Genomic DNA, 20,230 nt, shown 5'->3' with positions numbered 1-20,230 from the left:
GCTCACAAGAAAAAACCCTTCCTGCCGGGAAGGGTTTTTTGCCGTCTCCTTGCTTGGCTCATGAGAATGAAAGCAAGAGTAGCGAATGTGTGCCATGTCGTAAGATTTGATGCGGAAATTATGATTGGAAATAGAAGAACATCGGAAGGATTAGTGAGACAATCAAAATTCCGATTAAAATTTTGGCAAAGGTAGATTGTTTACGCATGGATAACCTCCCAAATTCGCGCAATTAAAAATTTCCCGCTCGAAAAGTGGAAATTGTCGCGTTTTTATGTAACTCGCTGTGCTAGAATTATGAAAAGGGAGAGTAGGCTCTCCTCTTCGTTACTACCATCGAAAACGAGGTGTCCGCAGTTGACTACTAATGATTGTACCGAACTGTATCGAAAGTGGCAACAGGAGCTGAACGAACGACTGGCCAAGTCGCCCGAAAGAAAACAGCAGTTTGCCACCTCGTCTGATATCCCGATTGATCCGCTGTATACGCCTGAACAGATCGATGAAGCGTATGTGCAAAATGTCGGGTTTCCGGGGCAATATCCGTATACGCGGGGAGTACAGCCCAATATGTATCGCGGAAGACTGTGGACGATGAGGCAATACGCCGGTTTTGGCTCAGCCGAAGAGACGAATAAACGCTTTCGTTATCTGCTCGAACAGGGACAAACTGGACTGAGTGTTGCATTTGATCTGCCTACCCAAATCGGATATGATTCAGACGATCCGATGGCTTCGGGAGAAGTGGGCAAAGTAGGGGTAGCCATTGATTCACTGGAGGATATGGAAGTCCTGCTCGAGGGCATCCCGCTTGACAAGGTAAGTACCTCGATGACCATCAATGCCCCGGCTTCAGTGCTGCTTGCCATGTATATCGCCGTTGGTGAGAAACAAGGCGTTACGGCCGAGAAGCTGTCTGGTACCATACAAAACGATATTTTGAAAGAATATATTGCGCGGGGGACGTATATTTTTCCACCTAAGCCATCCATGCGCCTGATTACGGACATCTTTGCTTACTGTGCAGAAAATGTGCCAAAGTGGAACACGATTTCCATCAGCGGTTACCATATCCGTGAAGCGGGCTCGACTGCTGTGCAAGAGGTGGCTTTTACCATCGCGGATGGAATCGCTTATGTGGAAGCAGCTCTCAAGGCAGGTCTGGACATCGACCAGTTTGCACCGCAATTGTCCTTCTTCTTTAACGGTCATAATCACTTTTTTGAAGAGATTGCGAAGTTCCGTGCCGCTCGCCGGATGTGGGCGCGTTTGATGAAAGAAAAATACGGTGCGAAAAATCCGAAGTCTTGGCAGTTCCGTGTGCATACCCAGACAGGCGGCTCCACCCTGACGGCTCAGCAGCCTGACAACAATATCGTCCGGGTAACCTTGCAGGCATTGGCAGCAGTGCTGGGAGGCACGCAAAGTCTGCATACCAACTCACGCGATGAGGCACTGGCACTGCCCACAGAAGAATCGGCTCGCATCGCTCTTCGAACTCAGCAGATCATCGCTTTTGAAAGCGGTGTTACGGATACTGTGGACCCGCTGGCAGGTTCGTATTTCGTCGAATATCTGACCGACCAGGTAGAGGCAAAAGCGCTGGAATACCTGCAAAAAATCGAACAAATGGGCGGAGCGGTAGCAGCGGTGGAAGCAGGCTACATGCAGCGTGAAATCCACAAGCAAGCCTACGATACGCAAAGGAATATTGAATCCGGTGAGGAAAAAGTGGTTGGCATGAACTGCTTCCAGCTGGAGCATGAGCCTCAGCCCGAGCTATTGCGCGTAGACCCTTCACTGGGGCGAAAACAGAAAGAACGTCTGGATGCCTTGCGGGCGAAGCGGGATAATGAGCTAGTCGACCAAACGCTCGCTCAGTTGCGAACTGCTGCAGAAGGAGCAGAAAATCTGATGCCGTACATTTTGGACTGTGTACGCAGTTATGCGACCATCGGAGAAATCTGCGGGGTTCTGCGTGACATCTTCGGTGAATACCGGGCTGTTTAATCCAAATCGTTGAAGGTTCAAGTGACAAGGAGGAGCGAAGGATGGAACAAAGGATACGTGTGCTGGTTGCGAAACCCGGACTCGACGGACATGATCGGGGAGCGCTGGTTATTGCGCAAGCGCTGCGTGACGAAGGAATGGAGGTCGTTTACACAGGTCTTCGTCAAACGCCGGCACAGATTGCAGCGGCAGCCATTCAGGAGGACGTTGACTGTATTGGTCTTTCTTGTCTGTCAGGTGCCCATAACGAACTTTTTCCAGAAGTAGTTCGTCTGCTCCGGGAACAAGGGGCAGAGGACATTTTAGTCGTTGGCGGCGGTGTGATCCCGCAGGAGGATATTCCGTTTTTGAAGGAGCAAGGAGTAGCGGAAGTATTTACACCCGGGACGCCCACACATGTGACGGCTGACTTTATCCGGTCTCGCGTAAAGAAAAAGCGGATGACGCTGCAATCGCCGCCAAAGAAAATTGCGCATATCGGCATTGCGGTTCGCAGTCTGGATGCGGCGCTGCCTTTTTATACACAGAAGCTTGGTCTGCCGTTGGTGGGCAGGGAAGAAGTGGCCAGCGAGCAGGTGCGGATTGCTTTTTTGCAGATTGGCGAGAGCCGCATCGAACTGCTGGAACCCCTACAGGCGGAAAGTCCGATTGCCAAGTTCATTGAAAAACGGGGCGAAGGCATTCATCATATCGCTTTTGATGTGGAGAATGTGGGAGAACGCCTGCAACAACTGAGGGAAAACGGGATTCCCTTGATCAACGAGGAACCAAAACCAGGTGCACACGGCGCGCAAATCGCGTTCATTCATCCAAAGGCAGCGGGCGGCGTTCTGTTTGAATTATGCCAGTATCCCCATACCGTAAATGGAAAGGAGGGAGAAGCTGATGAGTGACGCGATGTTTGAGAAAATCGACGAATTGTACGAGCGAAAGAGGAAAGTAGAGATGGGCGGCGGCGATGAACGGATTGCTGCCCAGCATAATCGGGGAAAGCTGACAGCTCGCGAGCGGATCGCTTTGCTGCTGGATGAGGATTCATTTGTCGAGCTGCAACCCTTCGTCAAACACCGGGCCACTCACTTTGGCATGGACAAATTGGAGGCGCCAGGGGAGGGCGTTGTCACCGGCTACGGGAAAATAAACGGTCGGCAGGTCTATATCTTCGCGCAGGATTTCACGGTATTTGGCGGAGCGCTTGGCGAAATGCATGCCAAAAAAATCGCCAACATCATGGACCTTGCTGCAAAAAACGGTGCTCCGGTGATCGGGCTGAATGACTCTGGCGGTGCGCGCATTCAGGAAGGCGTCGTCTCTTTGGATGGATACGGCCATATTTTCTACCGCAACTCCATTTATTCCGGGGTGATCCCGCAAATCTCTGTCATTTTGGGCCCATGCGCGGGCGGAGCCGTATATTCACCGGCCATTACCGACTTTGTCTTCATGGTAGAGAAAACCTCACAAATGTTTATTACCGGTCCAAAAGTGATTGAAACCGTGACAGGTGAAAAAATCTCCAGTGAGGATCTGGGCGGAGCCTCTGTCCACTCGGCGATCAGCGGCAATGCTCATTTCACTGCGGAGACAGAAGAAGAGGTCTTGCAAGAGGTGCGGCATCTCCTCAGCTTCCTGCCGCAAAATAATCGGGAGGAGCCTCCGCATAAAGAGTACCAGGGCGAGGACGGGGACTGGCTGGAAGAATTGATTGAGCTGGTGCCGGTAGCGGGGACCAAGGTTTACGATGTCAAAAAGGTATTGGAGAAAATCGTAGACGACGGCGAGTTTCTGGAAATCCAACCGGATTTTGCCCGCAACATCGTTATCGGATACGGCCGCATCTTTGGACAGACGGTTGGTCTTATCGCCAATCAGCCCAAAGTTATGGCAGGGGGGCTGGATATTGATTCCTCTGACAAGCTGGCTCGCTTTATCCGAACCTGCGATTGCTACAATATTCCACTGATTACCTTTGTCGATGTAACCGGTTTTTTCCCTGGCATTAATCAGGAGCATGGCGGCATTATCCGGCATGGAGCAAAAATCCTGTATGCCTACTCAGAGGCAACGGTACCCAAAATCAGCGTGATTACGCGAAAAGCATACGGCGGGGCATATGTGGCTCTCAACTCCAAAGCAATTGGGGCAGATGTCGTATACGCTTGGCCCAATGCGGAAATCGCTGTGATGGGACCGGAGGGGGCTGCCAATGTCATCTTCGCCCGCGACATCGAGCAGAGTGATGAACCTTCGCTAACTCGCCAAGCCAAAATTGCCGAGTACCGGGAGCGATTTGCCAACCCTTATGTGGCTGCGGAAAACGGGATGGTCGACGACGTGATTGATCCGCGGGAAACTCGCAAATATTTAAAGCTTTCTCTGGAGATGCTGAAAAAGAAATCAGAACAAAGACCCTACAAAAAACACGGAAATATTCCGCTCTAACACCAAAAAAACTGGCATGACATGGTAGAAAAAAATATTTTGCTGTATACTGGTACCATGTAGTCCACGAAATCAGAGAGGCCCCGCAGTCACTTTTCAGGACTTCGGGGCTTTATGTGGCCTTTTGCGGATTAACGCTTGTTTTTGTGATACATACCTTTCGCCTTGGCATATTGTCAAAAAAGGCCACATCAGTATGCCAGACTGAAGAATTACGTTTTCCAAGGAGGAGTCAGCGTGATCAACGAGGAGCGTTTGCTTAGCGAGTTTTTGGAGCTCGTCCAAATCGACAGCGAAACCAAAAACGAAGCGCAAATCAACAAGGTGTTGAAAGAAAAACTGACGGAAATGGGCTTTACGGTGGAGGAAGACGACGCGGCCGCCAAAACAGGACATGGCGGTAATAACCTGATCGCTACGCTGGAAGGAAATGCGAAAGGACCGACGATTCTCTTCAGCAGTCATATGGACACAGTCGTTCCCGGCAATGGCATCAAGCCGCAGGTGCGCGACGGCTACGTCTATTCAGATGGAACCACGATTCTCGGTGCAGATGATAAAGCAGGCATTGCCGCCATTTTTGAAGGGATTCGCACTCTGAAAGAGCAAAATCTGCCGCATCCAACCATTCAGGTCGTGCTGACAGTTGGAGAAGAATCAGGACTGGTAGGCTCGCGTGCGATGGATGCCAGTCTGCTGAAAGCAGAAATGGGCTTCATCCTTGACTCCGACGGTCCAGTAGGCATCATTACTTCAGCAGGGGCAGGACAGTATCGGATCGTTACCAAAATTCACGGAAAAGCCGCGCATGCTGGAGTTAATCCGGAAGATGGCGTGAGTGCCATCACCATTGCCAGCAAAGCAATTGCCCGCATGCCGCTGGGACGTATCGATTCTGATACGACGGCCAATATCGGGAAATTTGAGGGCGGCAAGGCTTACAATATCGTAACCGATTACGTCGAGGTTTGGTCTGAGGCACGCAGCCTCGTGATGGACAAACTGGAAGCGCAGGTAAAAACCATGACGACAGCATTTGAAGAAGCGGCTGCCGAAATGGGAGGAAGCTGCGAAAATGAAGTGATCTTTATGTACCACGGTTATAAATATAACGAAGAGACGCCTGTCGTGAAAAAGGCGATTGGAGCAGTAAAGCGTATCGGCCGCAACCCTGAGCTGGTGTCCAGCGGCGGGGGCAGCGACGGGAATGTCTTTAATGGCTATGGGGTTCCAAGCGTGAACTTTGCCATCGGCTATGAAGAGATTCATACCAAAAATGAACGCATGCCGATTGCCGAGCTGAACAAGGCAGCAGAATTGGTGCTGGCTGTGATTGCAGAGGTACTGGAATAACAGGCGTTTTTGAGAACCGCATGTCTTTGCAAATGCGCGTGCAGTTTTTACAAAAAAACAGAAGATCGTTGGGACCGGGCGCCTTTGGGTGTCCGGTTCTTTTTTTGACTTGTTTCCCATAGGCTACAATGTTCAAGCTTTCCCAGAGGAAAAGGGAGAACTGGATACCCATAGGCTTGGAAAAGCGGGTGCTGGTCCAAAATGGTAAGACAAAGCAAAATGGCGAGACGAAAAGATACCGAAAGCGAGAAGAGTCGAAAGCGACAAAAGATCGAAAATGAATATAGAACCGAAACGAGGATAATGCAGAATACGATAGAGCCGAAAACGAAGATAACTCAGCGATCTGCTGGCGATCGAGGGGGGATGTGGATTGCTACGCCTGGAGTTCGGAGTTGTAAAAAAAATAGTCAAACAGAACCAGAGTATGCAAGTAGTGGAGGTGCTGATCCCTGGCAGCGGTCTGATTGAACAGGCAATCTCCTATGCGAGGGAGCAGTATCAGGAGGGGGATGTACTGTTGCTGAATACGACCGCTGTTCGCCTTCAGCTTGGCACAGGCGGGTATCATATCGTCGTCGGAAAATGCGGCGGGACGAGCGGGGCAGATGTGTATCCCAGCGTTTGGGGACATGCGGTCAAAATGCGCTACTCCCCGTGGCAGATCGCCGTAGATGCAGTGGAAGAACAGCAAAGTCCGTACCATGCTCTCTTTCTCGACGAAGAGGCCTCTTTATCAGGTACGCCAGTCGTAATTGGAGAGCTTCACAGCATGCTGCCGGCTGTCGCGGCTGCTATTAAGCACGCGGCACCCCACCTGCAGGTCGTATATGTGATGCCCGACGCCGCTTCGCTTCCACTCGGTCTCAGCCATCAGGTAGATCATCTACAAAAAAAGGGAATCGTAAACAACACGATCACCACGGGACATGCGTGGGGGGGAGAGTGGGAAAGCATCACGATTCACACCGGATTGCTCGCGGCTCGTCTGGTGGCAAAAGCAGACATCATTCTGTGCATATTGGGACCGGGTGTGGCTGGTACAGGTACACCGTTCGGATTTTCCGGCATGGAGCTGGCCGAAGTGATCCATGCGACGAGCTTGCTGGGAGGCACTCCCTTTTTTATCCCGCGCATCAGCTTTTCGGACCCGCGGGAGCGTCATCTGGGCGTGAGCCATCATACGGTCACGCTGTTGAAAAGATTTACGCTTCGTCCCGTTTTACTGCCTCTCCCGATTTGGAACGATGAACGGGACATTCATATTTCTGCGCAACTGAAGGGAATCGATCAGCAGACCGCACATCTCCTCTTGCCTCAACCGGCTCCCATTGAGACAGAGCTGGAAGTCCTCGAAAGGAAGTACAGTCTGCATTTTTCCACGATGGGCAGAAACTGGCGCCAAGATCCCTCTCCTTTTCAGGCTGCCGTGTTGGCAGGACGACTTGCTGCCCAATGCATCGCGTTTCTAAAAGAAAAGTCTAATGACGGCCAGGCTTGCTTCTCCGCGCCAGATATTCTTGCAGCGTTAGGTCTTTTTTTGACCAGGAGCGGAGCGTAGCCCGAATTTCCCAGGCTTTTCCGACCATGCGCAACTGCTTTTCACCTACATAGGTTTTCATCTGCCATCTCCTCCGATACAATGATGGTGGACAAGTCTCTTGCTCCCAGCATATGGAGGGCGCGGCTTGTTTAGAACCAGCCATAAAATCGAAAAAGGATGATCCTCGTGAACGATAGCAAGCATCTATATGAAAAAACACTGTCCACCCAGCAGATTTTTGAAGGAAAAGTAATCAAGCTTCGTGTCGATGAAGTCCTGCTTCCCAACGGAAAAACGGCGAAGCGGGAAATTGTCAATCATCAGGGGGCGGTTGCTGTCATGGCTTTGACCGATGAAGGAAAGCTGGTCGCAGTGCGCCAATTTCGCAAGCCGTTGGAGCGGGCCATCGTCGAATTGCCAGCTGGCAAGCTGGAGCCGGGAGAAGAACCGCTTGCCTGTGCCATACGTGAGCTAAAGGAAGAGACCGGATACGAGGCCGAAACCTTCACCCATCTCAGCTTGTTTTACACATCTCCCGGTTTTGCGGACGAGCTTCTGCACCTCTTCGTAGCAACCGGTTTGAAAAAAGGGGAGAGCCAACCGGATGAGGATGAGTTCGTGGATGTCGTTGAGCTGACTTTGGAAGAAGCGCGTGAGCTGCATCGCAGCGGGGAGATTGGAGATGCAAAAACCGTCGTAGCCTTGTTCGCCTGGGAGAGTCGTGAGTTCTATGGAACTAAGTAATCAGAAGCTGTCCGACTTTTTCTGTGATCTTCATATTCACGTCGGTGGCACGATGACCGGCAAACCCGTAAAAATCACGGCTTCACGATCCATGACCTTGACTTGCATCCTGGAAGAAGCTTCGGAGCGAAAAGGGATGGATATGATCGGTATCATCGACGCGCATTCGCCCGAGGTACAGGAAGAGCTTCAGCTTTTGATGCAAAAAGGGGAAGTCACCCCGCACACTGACGGGGGAGTTTTGTACAAACAGACGATGCTGATACTCGGCTGCGAGGTAGAGATCAAAGAGGAAAACAGAGGAGAAGCCCATTTTCTCTGCTATCTGCCGGATTTGGCAAGGATGCGGGAGTTTACCCACTGGCTCTCTCAGCGCTGTAAAAACGTCCAGCTCAGTTCCCAGCGAATCCGCACCACGCTGCGAGAACTGCAAGAGGCAGTAGCTGCCTGGGACGGGGTTATCATTCCCGCACATATTTTTACACCGCACAAGGGGTTGTACGGAAGCTGTACGGATTCACTCGCAGAGGTGGCTGATCCCGCAATGATCCATGCCGTGGAGCTGGGGCTCAGTGCCAATACGGAGATGGCTGACCGTTTGTCAGAGCTTCATGACAAAACGTTTTTAACCAACTCGGATGCGCACTCCCTGGCCAAAATCGGTCGAGAGTATCAAATGATTACCATGCGGGAGAGATCATTCCAGGAGTGGGTGATGGCCTTGAAAAGGGAGGCGGGGCGAGGGGTGAAGGTCAACTACGGCCTCCATCCTCAGCTTGGAAAATACCACCAAACAGCCTGCCAATCCTGTCAGTCGCTCCTGCCTGCAGACCCGGAAGGCCGCTGCCCACAGTGCGGTTTCAAACGTGTTGTTCGCGGTGTTTCCGCGCGGATTGAACAACTGGCTGATTTGCCGCCCGGCGATCATCCCGCCTATCGACCGCCCTATGTAGAGCAGGTGCCGCTGGAGTTTATTCCGGGGGTTGGACCCAAACTAAAAGAGAAGCTGTATCAGAAGTTTGGCACCGAGATGTCTGTTTTGCACCGGACAAGTCAAAACGAGCTGGCTGCGATAGCCGGAGAGCGCATTGCCGGGATGATTGTGCTCGCCAGGGAGGGCAAGCTCGAGGTGAAAGCAGGTGGAGCCGGCACGTATGGCAAGGTGCTCGAACCAAAGGACAAGGCATAGTTGTCCAAGTCCCCGCATAAGCTGTAGAGTAATCGGGGATGCGGGAGGCGAGCTGCTTTGCGAAGCCGTATTGGACAAACAATCCAGGTGTATGCCAAAGAACACCAATCACTATACTGGTTTACCATCGTCCTGTTCACCATGGGGATTATATTTGGTGCTGTCATAGTCAACTCGTTGCCACTCTCGCAAAGACAGGATTTGTTCGGATTCCTGCAGTTTTTTTTCAGCAGTTTGGGAGAAAAAGGGATTCCTGAGCCGTCGCTGCACTTTCAACAGTCGCTGGGTTACTATGCAAAAACGGTAGCAATCATGTGGGTGTTGGGCCTGTCAATTATCGGGCTGCCGATGATCCTGCTGATGCTTTTTCTCAAAGGGGTTGTCATCGGCTTTACCGTCGGGTTTCTGGTGAACCAACTGCAATGGCAAGGGGTAAACTTTGCGCTGATGGGGGTGCTGCCGCAAAATCTGCTGGTGGTTCCCGCGCTCATCATCGTAGGTGTCAGCGGAATTTCCTTCTCACTCCGCTTGATTAAAACAAGGCTGCTTAGCAAACGCGACGGCATCATGTCCCATTTTATCGGCTATTCGGTGCTCGTAATCGCGATGCTGCTGGTGCTTACGGCGGCTGCGACGTTTGAGTCCTATGTCTCGCCCAAGCTGATGCAGATTGTACTTAATCAATAATGATTCTCACATAAGAACTTATGTATTTGACTTCTTGGATGCCCCTCTACTATAATAGGAGCAGGTTTCATGTGAGCGGGAGGGGCAATCATGTTGGATGAAAAGTTAGAGAAGATCAAGCAGCAACTTCATTCCCAAAACTACAAACTGACGCCACAGCGTGAAGCCACTGTTCGCGTTTTGCTGGAGCATGAAGAGGATCATCTGAGCGCAGAGGATGTTTACCTCCTGGTAAAAGACAAAGCACCCGAGATCGGACTGGCAACCGTCTACCGGACACTCGAATTGCTCAGCGAGTTGAAGATCATACACAAGATGAACTTCGGGGATGGCGTAGCGCGCTACGACCTTCGTGACGATAATTCGGAATACCACCACCATCACCTGATTTGCAATAATTGCGGTACGGTGGATGAGATTTTCGAAGATTTGCTGGTATCTGCTGAGGAAAAGGTAAAGAATGTTTATAACTTTTATATTACCGATCACCGGCTCGTTTTTTACGGGATTTGCAGTCGCTGTATCGACAAAGTCAACGTAGATGACTTCAAGTAAAAAACTTCTCTTTTAACAGGAGAAGTTTTTCTTGTTTTCCAGCACTTTGTGTAAATCCAGGTTTTCGTGGCATGCTAAGAGAAGTGCGCGAAGTCCCTTTAGGTCATTGCTCTTCGCTGCTGAATGGAGTGCCTGACAGGCGCATATAATGGAAGGAAAGAATGCAGGAAGGATGTAGGCCTATGCGTATACCGGTTCGGCGCCTTATGGAGGTACTGCGCTTTTTCCTTCTGTTTGTAACCTGTACGTTAATCTCATACGGAATTATCAGCCTGCTCACCGACAAAATCTGGTCTGGTAATCAGTATAAAGAGCCCAATGGCAACGCGGTTAAAGTGGTTAAACTGATTAATTCTCCTCCGCCAAACGACCTGGATGGATACATCGCCCGTCTGCAGCTTTTTTATGTAACCGGAGAATAATGGTTTTTACGTTCATGAAAAAAAGAGGACTTTTCTTTTTGGTGTGGAAAGCAATACGAGATACTTTTCACCTGAAGGGGACAACTTCATGGACATGTTGATTGACCAGTTTATCCATTTTCTTTCTGTCGAAAAAGGACTATCACCCAACACCTTGGAATCCTACCAGCGGGACATGGTTGCCTACACCTCTTTCTTGCGCGAGCAGGGAGTGACGCGGATTGAGGACTCTACCCGGACCCAGATCATCGGTTATCTGATGAGCCTGCAGGAAAAAGGCAGGGCCACCGCTACACTTTCTCGAAATATGGCCTCCATCCGTGCCTTTTATCAATTTCTCGTGCGTGACAAATACATAGAAAAAGATCCCTCCATTCATTTGGAAACCCCAAAAATTGAGAAAAGGCTGCCCCAGGTATTATCGGTGGAAGAAGTGGAGCGTCTGCTTGACAGCCCGCCCGTGAATCATCCCGCAGGCCTGCGTGACAAAGCAATGCTGGAATTGTTGTACGCAACTGGCATCCGCGTATCAGAACTGGTGAATCTCAATGTCACGGATGTCAATCTGGATATGGGCTTCGTCAAATGCATGGGAAAAGGGTCAAAGGAGAGAATCATTCCACTCGGATCTGTCGCCATCCAGATGGTGCGCACCTATTTGCAAGCCGGCCGGCCGCGTTTGGTCAAAGACCCAGGCGAAACTGCGTTGTTTCTGAACCATTTGGGCAAACAGATCACACGGCAGGGCTTTTGGAAAATTATTAAACGCTATGCACTGAAAGCCAATGTCCGGACAGAGATTACGCCGCACACACTGCGCCACTCCTTTGCAACCCACCTGCTGGAGAACGGAGCTGACCTTCGTTCTGTACAAGAAATGCTCGGTCATGCCGACATTTCCACGACTCAGATTTACACGCATGTGACCCGAACTCGCATTAAGGATATTTATGCGAAAACACACCCGAGAGCGTAGTCTCTCTTTTTTTCCTCGTCAGACGTCTGACGACTTGGTATGATAGATGTACGGACTTTACTTTTTAGGAGGCGGTTTTTTTGCCACGTTTCTCAAGAGTTTTCTTGATTGTTTTGGATAGTGTCGGAATTGGAGAACTGCCGGATGCAGCCCGCTTCCAGGATGAAGGGGCCCACACGCTGGGGCATATTGCCGAACGGGTAGCCGGTTTTCGTGTTCCACATATGGAAGCTCTGGGCCTCGGCAATATCGCTCCGCTGGCCAATGTTCCACCAGCTCAGCATCCGCAGGCTCATTTTGGAAAAATGAAGGAAATTTCCATAGGCAAGGACACCACGACTGGACACTGGGAAATCATGGGCTTGCATGTATCGACGCCATTTCGCACCTATCCGGATGGCTTCCCAGCCGAATTAATCCACGAATTTGAAGAGCGGATTGGTCGTAAAGTGTTGGGTAACAAGGTTGCGTCTGGCACCGGGATCATCGAAGAACTTGGCGAGGAACATATGCGCACAGGCGGCGTGATCGTCTATACGTCTGCGGATAGCGTGTTCCAGGTTGCGGCTCATGAGGACGTGGTACCGCTGGAAGAGCTGTACCGGATTTGCCAGGTCGCTCGTGAATTGACGCTGCGTGATGAGTTTGCGGTGACCCGGGTGATTGCCCGTCCGTTTACGGGAGAGCCAGGCTCTTTCACTCGGACATCCAATCGACATGATTATTCCGTAAAGCCGTTTTCTCCGACGGTCATGAACCGTCTGCAGGATGCGGGTTTCACCTCCATCGCGATTGGAAAAATCAGCGACATCTATGCGGATGAGGGCGTGACGAAAGCAATCCGTACCACGGACAATATGGACGGGGTTGATAAACTGCTGGATACAATGAGGGAATCGTTTACCGGCCTCAGCTTTGTCAATCTGGTTGACTTCGATGCAAAATTTGGCCATCGTCGTGATCCGGAAGGGTACGGCCATGCTTTGATGGAGTTTGACGCCCGCGTTCCCGAATTGCTGGCGGCGCTGACTGAAGACGACCTGTTGGTGATCACCGCCGACCACGGAAATGACCCGGTTCACCATGGGACGGACCATACCCGTGAGTATGTGCCGCTGTTGGTGTACCACAAAGGGATTGCGAACGCAAACAATTTGGGGGTTCGCGGTACGTTTGCCGATTTGGGTGCTACGATCGCGGATAATTTTGGGGTACAGCCGCCGACGATCGGAGAAAGCTTTTTGTCCAAGCTGTAACAGGGATAAGAATAAATAGGATCAGACAAATACAAGAATTTGAGAGGAGCAAATAAAATGACTACTTTTCAAGAAGCCGTTCGTGCGATTGAACCCAAATTGACGGAAAAACCAACGATTGGACTTGTACTTGGCTCCGGTTTGGGAGTACTCGCGGATGAGATCGAAAATCCGGTTGTCATTCCTTATCATGAAATTCCCGGCTTTACCGTGTCCACAGTGGTTGGCCACAAAGGTCAATTGGTCATTGGCAAACTGCAAGGCAAGCAAGTCGTCGCCATGCAAGGACGCTTCCATTATTATGAAGGGCATGGTCTGGATGCAGTGGTGTTCCCGATCCGCGTGATGAAAATGCTGGGCGTTGAAACCATCATCGTCACCAATGCGGCAGGGGGGATCAACGAAAGCTATGAGCCTGGCAATCTGATGCTGATCGCCGATCACATCAATATGACGTTCCGCAACCCGTTGATCGGGCCAAACGATGATGAGCTGGGTGCGCGCTTCCCTGATATGTCGGAGGCTTACTCAAAAGCACTCCGCGGTGTAGCCAAGGAAGTGGCAGCCGAGCAGGGAATCAAGCTGCAAGAGGGGATTTATGTAGGTCTCTTGGGTCCTTCCTACGAAACGCCTGCTGAAATCCGGATGCTTCGCATGCTCGGCGGTGATGCCGTGGGTATGTCCACTGTGCCGGAAGTCATTGTGGCCCGCCATATGAGAATGAACGTTCTCGGTATCTCTTGCATCAGCAACATGGCTGCGGGCATTTTGGAGCAGCCTTTGTCTCACGAAGAGGTAATGGAGACAACAGAGCGAGTGAAGACCCAGTTCCTTGCATTGGTCAACGGGATTATCGCCAAGCTCTGATAAAGGAAACAGAGGGTATGTGAATTATGCATACCCTTCTTTCTGCTTGGTTTATGATTAAAGATTGCCAACGAGGTGAACAAATAATGCGCATGGTAGATATCATCGCAAAAAAACGAGACGGACATGAATTGAGTACGGATGAAATTCAATTTCTGGTTCGTGGATATACCGATGGAAGCATTCCTGATTATCAAATGGCAGCTTGGGCGATGGCCGTCCTGCTGCGCGGCATGACTCCGCGGGAAACAGGCGACCTGACGCTTGCAATGGCCGGCTCAGGTGAACAACTCGACTTGTCTTCGCTGCCCGGTATCAAGGTGGATAAGCACAGCACGGGCGGTGTAGGCGACAAGACGACACTTGTCGTGGCTCCGTTGGTAGCTGCTGCCGGGATTCCTGTAGCCAAAATGTCTGGGCGCGGTCTTGGCTATTCTGGGGGTACCATTGACAAGCTGGAGTCATTTTCCGGGTTTCAGGTAGAACGGACACGGGAGCAGTTTTTAGACCAGGTGAAAGAGATAGGCGTATCTGTCATCGGACAATCAGGAAATCTCACTCCCGCGGATAAGAAGCTGTATGCTTTGCGCGATGTAACAGCCACTGTAGAGGCTGTTCCCCTGATCGCAAGCTCGATCATGTCCAAAAAGATCGCTGCAGGGGCAGATGCGATCTTGCTTGACGTGAAAGTAGGCAGCGGGGCTTTCATGAAGACTTTGGAACAAGCCGAGACCCTGGCATCTGCCATGGTCAAGATCGGCACACAGGTGGGCCGAAAAACCATTGCGGTGATCAGCGACATGGATCAGCCGCTTGGCTTTGCTGTGGGCAATGCTTTGGAAGTGCAAGAAGCAATCGATACCTTGGCTGGCAGAGGGCCTCGTGACCTGACAGAGCTGGCACTATCCATCGGTGCCCACATGCTCGTTCTCGGTGAGCTGGTGAAGGATGTGGAGGAAGGAAGAAAACGCCTGGAAGAGATTATTCAGCGTGGCGAAGCTGTGGAGAAGCTGGCGCAGATGATCGAAGCGCAGGGTGGGGACAAACAGGATGTATATGATCCATCCCGCCTTCCGAGGGCATCCCTGACCGCGCAGGTAACAGCCACTCAGGATGGGTACATTACGGCGATTGACGCTGAGAAAGTGGGGCACGCGTCTGTCGTCCTGGGGGCAGGCCGTTTGACGAAAGAGATGCCAATCGACCTGGCAGTGGGAATTGTATTGGCGAAGAAACGCGGCGAACAGGTGCGAAAAGGGGATGTTCTCGCTACGATTTACGCAAATGATGCTGCACTGCTTCAACAGGCTGAAGTAGAGCTCGCGGGTGCTTATGGATACAGCACGGAGCCTGCCTGGAGTCAACCATTAATTTACAAAACGATATTAGAATAGGGAAAATGGCAATTCCTAACGTCGGGCGAATGTCCGGCGTTTGTTTTCTATCCAAGCATCCAAACTAATAAACATTGAATATTATGAATATAAACAAATATCGAACGATGGTTTTTCTGCGAAAACTTGGATGGAGTACGGTAAAATGCGGTCATAAATATACTGTAGTCCGGTAAAAAATACGTCTTTCTCGATAAATTTTTATTGATTAATCAAGTGATTTCATGTTCAATAGAGTGAAAGAAAACAAACGAGCTCCGTTAAAAAAATATTTATTGTTCGGATTCGCTTTATAATTTTTTATTATTCTATAAGTCAAATTTCGTTGACACCGCTATCATTTCAGATTATGTTTATTGTGACAGGCAATATGTAAAAGAATTATGCGAAATTCGTAAAAATCAGATGGAGGTTCTTAAAAAATCGTAGTATGAAAAAGCTGGACCATGTTGATATGCAGATATTGCAAATCCTCCAGGAGGATGGCAGACGAGCTTATACAGAAATAGCTCATCAACTTGGCTTGAGCGAAGGGACCATCCGTTCACGCATTACACGCCTGTTACAAGATGGAGTGTTTCAGTTTGTTATCCACCCTGACCCAGAAAAGCTGGGCTTACATGTACAGGCGATCATCGGATTGACCACCAAGCTCGGGCTGCAAAACAGTGTGGCTGAGGAACTGAGCAAGTTTCCTGAGGTTCGCTTTGTGGGTGCATTTAGCGGTAAGCACGACTTGATCATTCAAGCGTGTTTCCATAATAACGACGAGTTGATCACATTTGTAAACGAACGACTCTCACAATGTGAAGGTATTTTGGCGGCAGATGTCTCGCTGGAGCTTAAACAATACAAAGATTCCTTCTCATTCGTTCGTGATGATGATGTGGCCATCTGATGAAAGGGGTTGGTAATGGAGGAAACGGCAGCATCGTGATTTTTTATCTTTTTTAATTTTCAGAAAACATACAAAAGAGAGACAGAAAAAGACAATGACATTGGGGGTTATTGCGTTGAAAAAAAACGTGTTTGCTCTTGTCAGTTCCGTAGCTGTTTTGGGTGTAGCTCTCGCTGGTTGCGGCGGTGGCCAACAGGCGACAACCGAACCAAAGCCTGCCGAAAACACAGGTCAAACCCAACAGCCGGCCGCAGCGCCAACTGAGAAGAAACCGCAAGTACTGAAGTTGAATCTCCATTCCGAGCCGCCTACGGCAGACCCGGGTATTTCGGAGGATACGACTTCCGCTGCTATTATCCGTGCTACTTTTGACGGTCTCACCCGTATCAGTGCGGATCAAAAACCGGAAATGTCCGTAGCAGAAAGCTACCAACTTTCCGATGATTTGCTTACTTACACGTTTAAACTTCGCGACACGAAATGGGCAAATGGCGAGCCGGTTACGGCCAAAGACTTTGAATACGCATGGAAACGGGCACTAGACCCGAATACCGCATCTAACTACGCTTATCAGCTTTACTACGTAAAAAATGGTGAAGCCTTCAACAAAGGCAAAGTCAGTCGTGACGACGTTGGCGTCAAGGCACTTGATGACAAAACCTTAGAAGTAAAACTGGAAAACCCAACTCCATTCTTCCTGGAGCTGACCGCATTCCCGACCTATTTCCCAGTGAATCAAAAGCTGATTGAATCTGATCCGAAGTGGGCGACGGAAGCAAAAACGCATATGGGTAACGGTCCGTTCAAGATGGAGACTTGGGAACATAAGAGCAAGCTCGTACTTGTAAAAAATGAAAATTACTGGGACAAAGATACAGTAAAGCTTGATCGAATCGAGTTTGCTATGGTGGAAGACGAGAATACTGAGTTGTCCATGTTTGATAATGGCGAGATTGACTGGGCTGGATCTCCGACGAGCTCTTTGCCGACGGATGCGATTCCAGCTTTGAAGGACCAGAACAAGATTACAACCCAGCCGATCGCGGGTACGTACTGGTACAAATTCAATGTAGAAAAACCGCCGTTTAACAACGTGAAGATTCGCAAGGCTTTCACGTATTCCATCGATCGTAAGTCCCTGATTGACAATATCCTGCAAACTGGCCAAATTCCTGCCACCGGGGCAGTTCCCCCGTCGATGGCACTCAAAGCGGACGGCTACTTCAAGGACAATGACATCGAAACAGCGAAAAAGCTGTTGGAAGAAGGTATGAAGGAGCTGGGCATCACCAAGCTTCCCGCCATTACTCTGTCCTACAATACGTCTGAGGGCCACCAAAAGATCGCAGCGGCGATTCAAGATCAGTGGAAGAAAAACCTCGGCGTAGAAGTGAAGCTGGAAAACAAAGAATGGAAAGTCTACCTCGAAGACATGCACCAAGGAAATTATCAGGTCGGCCGTATGGGTTGGCTGGGTGACTTTAACGACCCGATCAACTTCCTCGAATTGTACAGGGATAAGGATGGCGGCAACAACGATACACGTTGGGAGCATCCAAAGTACAAGGAACTGTTGATCCAATCCAATTCCGAATCTGATCCCGAAAAACGGAAAAAAATCCTGTTGGATGCTGAAACGATCCTCATGGACGAAATGCCAATCGCGCCAATCTACTTCTACACCAACTCTTGGGTGCAGAAAGAGAATGTCAAAGGCGTGGTAATCGGCGGTCTCGGCGATGTCGATTGGAAATGGGCTTCGGTAGAGTAATTCTGTTATCCGCAAAGCACAAAGGAAATCGGTTTGCAGAGATAAGGTATATGGACGAACCATATACCTTATCTTATGCCGACCGTTCCGATATAACAATGAAATGGCGAAAAGCCAGCACACTAGAAAAAGAGAGAGAGCAAGACAAAGCCGCAAGAGATTCGAACATGGGGAATTTACACAGTCGATTTTTGCACTGATCTGCAGGGAGCAGTGTAAAGATGGGACGTGAAAGCAAAAAAAACTGCAAGGGGGTAAGTTAGTTGATCCGTTATCTAGGTAAGCGTATCGTTTTTATGATTATCTCGCTTTTCTTGATCGTAACGGCCACCTTCTTCATTATGAAAGCGGTGCCCGGCGGTCCATTTACTTCTGAAAAAAATGTGCCCGATGAAATTCGAGCTGCTTTGGAAGCCAAATACAAATTGAATCTTCCGTTGCATGAGCAGTATCTCGATTATTTGAAAGGTGTCATTACGTGGGATCTGGGACCTTCGTTCGCAGAAAAATCCTCTACTGTTAATGACATGATCAATCGCGGGTTCCCTGTATCCGCCCATTTGGGAGCGCAAGCCCTGTTGATTGCGGTCTTCGGCGGCATCATTCTGGGGGTCATCGCGGCACTCAAGCATAATAAATGGCAAGACTACACAGCGATGTTAGTCGCAGTCATAGGACTATCCGTCCCCGGTTTTATTTTGGCATCATTTTTACAATATTTCTTTGCGATCAAGTGGGGATTATTTCCCATTGCGAAGTGGGAAGGATTTCAATACACCGTACTGCCTTCCTTGGCCTTGGCTGCGATGCCGATCGCATTTATCGCACGTCTGACGCGCTCCAACATGCTGGAGGTTTTGGGTCAAGACTACATCAAAACAGCTAAAGCCAAAGGTTTAAATACATTTACCATTACCGTAAAACATGCAATCCGTAACGCTCTGCTGCCTGTTATTACTTATTTGGGACCACTTCTGGCCAATATTCTGACCGGTGCTTTCGTAATCGAAAGAATCTTCGGTATCCCTGGTCTGGGACGCGAGTTCGTTCTCTCTATTGGTAACCGCGACTACACCGTAATTATGGGGACCACGGTTTTCTACTCGATTATTCTGGTTGTGAGCATCCTTCTTGTGGATATTGCCTACACGCTGGTTGACCCGCGGATCAAGTTAAGTGATACAGGAAAGGAGTAAGATGACATGCAACTGACAAAAGAGCATTTTGAGCCGATTGCTGTAGACCTGAGACAGGCAGAGAGCATCAAGCGCCCAAGCCTTTCCTTTTGGGCGGATGTATGGCGCCGCCTGAAAATGAATAAGGTGGCCATGTTCTCCCTGGTGTTTATCCTGGTTTTAGTCGCTTGTGCGATTTTCATACCGATGCTTAGCTCCAATGATTATTTTACGACAGATCTTGCTGGAAAGAACAAGAAACCTTCTGCTGAACATTGGTTTGGTACGGATGACCTGGGACGCGATGTATTCGTCCGCGTTTGGTATGGTGCGCGTATTTCGTTGGAAGTTGGTTTTGCCGCAGCCTTTATCGACCTGATTATTGGTGTGATTTGGGGAGGCCTCGCCGGCTTCTACGGTGGTAAAATAGATGAGTTCATGATGCGCGTTGCCGATATTTTGTATGCGATTCCCTATTTGCTAGTCGTCATTTTGCTCATGGTTGTGCTAGAGCCTGGTGTCGGGACGATTATTATCGCCTTAACGATAACCGGATGGATCGGGATGGCGAGGATCGTACGCGGGCAGATTCTGCAACTAAAGTCACAGGAATTTGTACTGGCAGCTCGCTCTCTGGGTGCCGATAGCAGACGTCTGATTTTCAAACACCTGATTCCGAACACTCTGGGCCCGATTATCGTTACGCTGAGCTTGACAGTGCCGTCTGCAATCTTTGCGGAGTCCTTCCTTTCCTTTATCGGTTTGGGGGTATCTGCTCCGGTTGCATCGTGGGGGACGATGTCCAATGAAGGCTTGTCTGCGATGAAGTACTATCCATGGCGCTTGATGTTCCCGGCGTTGTTTATCTCCGTTACGATGTTGGCTTTTAACTTGCTCGGTGACGGTCTGCGTGACGCAGTAGACCCACGCTTGCGGAAATAGGAGGGA

Annotated in this window: 19 protein-coding genes; 18 read left to right on the top strand and 1 reads right to left on the bottom strand. The window is 49.9% G+C overall.

The window, feature by feature from the left end:
• Positions 1-357: 357 nt before the first annotated feature.
• From NDK47_RS15655 to NDK47_RS15635, 5 genes are all read left to right on the top strand, one after another.
• Positions 358-2,010, top strand: a complete 1,653-nt coding sequence (locus tag NDK47_RS15655) for an acyl-CoA mutase large subunit family protein (protein WP_251870691.1) — start codon at positions 358-360, stop codon at positions 2,008-2,010.
• A gap of 41 nt (positions 2,011-2,051) precedes the next feature.
• Positions 2,052-2,903 carry a methylmalonyl-CoA epimerase gene (mce, locus tag NDK47_RS15650; protein ID WP_251870690.1) on the top strand — a complete coding sequence of 284 codons (852 nt, stop codon included), beginning with the start codon at positions 2,052-2,054 and terminating at the stop codon, positions 2,901-2,903.
• Positions 2,896-4,452: an acyl-CoA carboxylase subunit beta gene (locus NDK47_RS15645; RefSeq protein ID WP_251870689.1), complete on the top strand. Its 1,557-nt coding sequence runs from the start codon at positions 2,896-2,898 to the stop codon at positions 4,450-4,452. Before mce ends, NDK47_RS15645 begins: the two co-directional genes overlap by 8 nt.
• A 237-nt stretch (positions 4,453-4,689) precedes the next feature.
• The gene (locus NDK47_RS15640) at positions 4,690-5,805 is read left to right on the top strand and encodes a M20/M25/M40 family metallo-hydrolase (RefSeq protein WP_251870688.1); all 1,116 of its coding nucleotides are present in this window, start codon (positions 4,690-4,692) and stop codon (positions 5,803-5,805) included.
• Between the two features lie 373 nt (positions 5,806-6,178).
• A complete protein-coding gene (locus tag NDK47_RS15635; protein ID WP_251870687.1) occupies positions 6,179-7,366 on the top strand; it encodes a DUF3866 family protein in 1,188 nt (395 codons plus the stop codon).
• Here the strand turns inward: NDK47_RS15635 and mciZ are convergent.
• Positions 7,287-7,511 carry a Z-ring formation inhibitor MciZ gene (gene mciZ, locus NDK47_RS27720; protein ID WP_322112061.1) on the bottom strand — a complete coding sequence of 75 codons (225 nt, stop codon included), beginning with the start codon at positions 7,509-7,511 and terminating at the stop codon, positions 7,287-7,289. The genes NDK47_RS15635 and mciZ overlap by 80 nt on opposite strands.
• A gap of 23 nt (positions 7,512-7,534) precedes the next feature.
• On the opposite strand from mciZ, the gene NDK47_RS15630 reads away from it, so the two are divergent.
• The 13 genes from NDK47_RS15630 (at position 7,535) to NDK47_RS15570 (ending at position 20,224) form a co-directional block, all read left to right on the top strand.
• Positions 7,535-8,092, top strand: coding sequence for an NUDIX domain-containing protein (locus NDK47_RS15630; RefSeq protein ID WP_251870686.1), 558 nt, complete (start codon positions 7,535-7,537; stop codon positions 8,090-8,092).
• On the top strand, positions 8,079-9,281 hold the full coding sequence (locus tag NDK47_RS15625; protein WP_251870685.1) for an endonuclease Q family protein: 1,203 nt from the start codon (positions 8,079-8,081) through the stop codon (positions 9,279-9,281). The genes NDK47_RS15630 and NDK47_RS15625 overlap by 14 nt, the downstream gene beginning before the upstream one ends.
• A 57-nt stretch (positions 9,282-9,338) precedes the next feature.
• Positions 9,339-9,968, top strand: coding sequence for a stage II sporulation protein M (spoIIM, locus tag NDK47_RS15620; protein ID WP_251870684.1), 630 nt, complete (start codon positions 9,339-9,341; stop codon positions 9,966-9,968).
• A gap of 90 nt (positions 9,969-10,058) precedes the next feature.
• The gene (fur, locus tag NDK47_RS15615) at positions 10,059-10,523 is read left to right on the top strand and encodes a ferric iron uptake transcriptional regulator (RefSeq protein WP_305883338.1); all 465 of its coding nucleotides are present in this window, start codon (positions 10,059-10,061) and stop codon (positions 10,521-10,523) included.
• A 182-nt stretch (positions 10,524-10,705) separates the two neighbouring features.
• Positions 10,706-10,945, top strand: coding sequence for a DUF4227 family protein (locus tag NDK47_RS15610; RefSeq protein WP_251870683.1), 240 nt, complete (start codon positions 10,706-10,708; stop codon positions 10,943-10,945).
• Between the two features lie 88 nt (positions 10,946-11,033).
• A complete protein-coding gene (xerD, locus tag NDK47_RS15605) occupies positions 11,034-11,921 on the top strand; it encodes a site-specific tyrosine recombinase XerD (RefSeq protein ID WP_251870682.1) in 888 nt (295 codons plus the stop codon).
• An 80-nt stretch (positions 11,922-12,001) separates the two neighbouring features.
• Positions 12,002-13,177 carry a phosphopentomutase gene (deoB, locus tag NDK47_RS15600; protein WP_251870681.1) on the top strand — a complete coding sequence of 392 codons (1,176 nt, stop codon included), beginning with the start codon at positions 12,002-12,004 and terminating at the stop codon, positions 13,175-13,177.
• A gap of 57 nt (positions 13,178-13,234) precedes the next feature.
• Positions 13,235-14,044 (top strand): purine-nucleoside phosphorylase, encoded by an 810-nt coding sequence (locus tag NDK47_RS15595; protein ID WP_251870680.1) that lies wholly within the window; start codon positions 13,235-13,237, stop codon positions 14,042-14,044.
• An 86-nt stretch (positions 14,045-14,130) separates the two neighbouring features.
• Positions 14,131-15,438, top strand: a complete 1,308-nt coding sequence (locus tag NDK47_RS15590; RefSeq protein WP_251870679.1) for a pyrimidine-nucleoside phosphorylase — start codon at positions 14,131-14,133, stop codon at positions 15,436-15,438.
• Positions 15,439-15,868: 430 nt separating this feature from the next.
• Positions 15,869-16,336 carry an Lrp/AsnC family transcriptional regulator gene (locus tag NDK47_RS15585; protein WP_251870678.1) on the top strand — a complete coding sequence of 156 codons (468 nt, stop codon included), beginning with the start codon at positions 15,869-15,871 and terminating at the stop codon, positions 16,334-16,336.
• Between the two features lie 115 nt (positions 16,337-16,451).
• Complete coding sequence (locus NDK47_RS15580; RefSeq protein ID WP_251870677.1) at positions 16,452-18,107, top strand: peptide ABC transporter substrate-binding protein; 1,656 nt, start codon at positions 16,452-16,454, stop codon at positions 18,105-18,107.
• 263 nt (positions 18,108-18,370) lie between these two features.
• Complete coding sequence (locus NDK47_RS15575) at positions 18,371-19,303, top strand: ABC transporter permease (protein ID WP_251870676.1); 933 nt, start codon at positions 18,371-18,373, stop codon at positions 19,301-19,303.
• Between the two features lie 6 nt (positions 19,304-19,309).
• The gene (locus NDK47_RS15570; protein ID WP_251870675.1) at positions 19,310-20,224 is read left to right on the top strand and encodes an ABC transporter permease; all 915 of its coding nucleotides are present in this window, start codon (positions 19,310-19,312) and stop codon (positions 20,222-20,224) included.
• Positions 20,225-20,230 lie beyond the last annotated feature (6 nt).

This window comes from Brevibacillus ruminantium (assembly GCF_023746555.1).
GTDB lineage: Bacteria > Bacillota > Bacilli > Brevibacillales > Brevibacillaceae > Brevibacillus > Brevibacillus ruminantium.
This window is presented reverse-complemented; position numbering and strand designations above follow the sequence as displayed.

Coding starts and splice junctions, on each gene's coding strand:
- mciZ (WP_322112061.1), bottom strand. CDS start 7,511: ATGGCTGGTTCTAAACAAGCCGCGCCCTCCATATGCTGGGAGCAAGAG.
- NDK47_RS15625 (WP_251870685.1), top strand. CDS start 8,079: ATGGAACTAAGTAATCAGAAGCTGTCCGACTTTTTCTGTGATCTTCAT.
- xerD (WP_251870682.1), top strand. CDS start 11,034: ATGGACATGTTGATTGACCAGTTTATCCATTTTCTTTCTGTCGAAAAA.
- NDK47_RS15590 (WP_251870679.1), top strand. CDS start 14,131: ATGCGCATGGTAGATATCATCGCAAAAAAACGAGACGGACATGAATTG.
- NDK47_RS15645 (WP_251870689.1), top strand. CDS start 2,896: ATGAGTGACGCGATGTTTGAGAAAATCGACGAATTGTACGAGCGAAAG.
- NDK47_RS15570 (WP_251870675.1), top strand. CDS start 19,310: ATGCAACTGACAAAAGAGCATTTTGAGCCGATTGCTGTAGACCTGAGA.
- NDK47_RS15610 (WP_251870683.1), top strand. CDS start 10,706: ATGCGTATACCGGTTCGGCGCCTTATGGAGGTACTGCGCTTTTTCCTT.
- NDK47_RS15585 (WP_251870678.1), top strand. CDS start 15,869: ATGAAAAAGCTGGACCATGTTGATATGCAGATATTGCAAATCCTCCAG.
- NDK47_RS15595 (WP_251870680.1), top strand. CDS start 13,235: ATGACTACTTTTCAAGAAGCCGTTCGTGCGATTGAACCCAAATTGACG.
- mce (WP_251870690.1), top strand. CDS start 2,052: ATGGAACAAAGGATACGTGTGCTGGTTGCGAAACCCGGACTCGACGGA.
- fur (WP_305883338.1), top strand. CDS start 10,059: ATGTTGGATGAAAAGTTAGAGAAGATCAAGCAGCAACTTCATTCCCAA.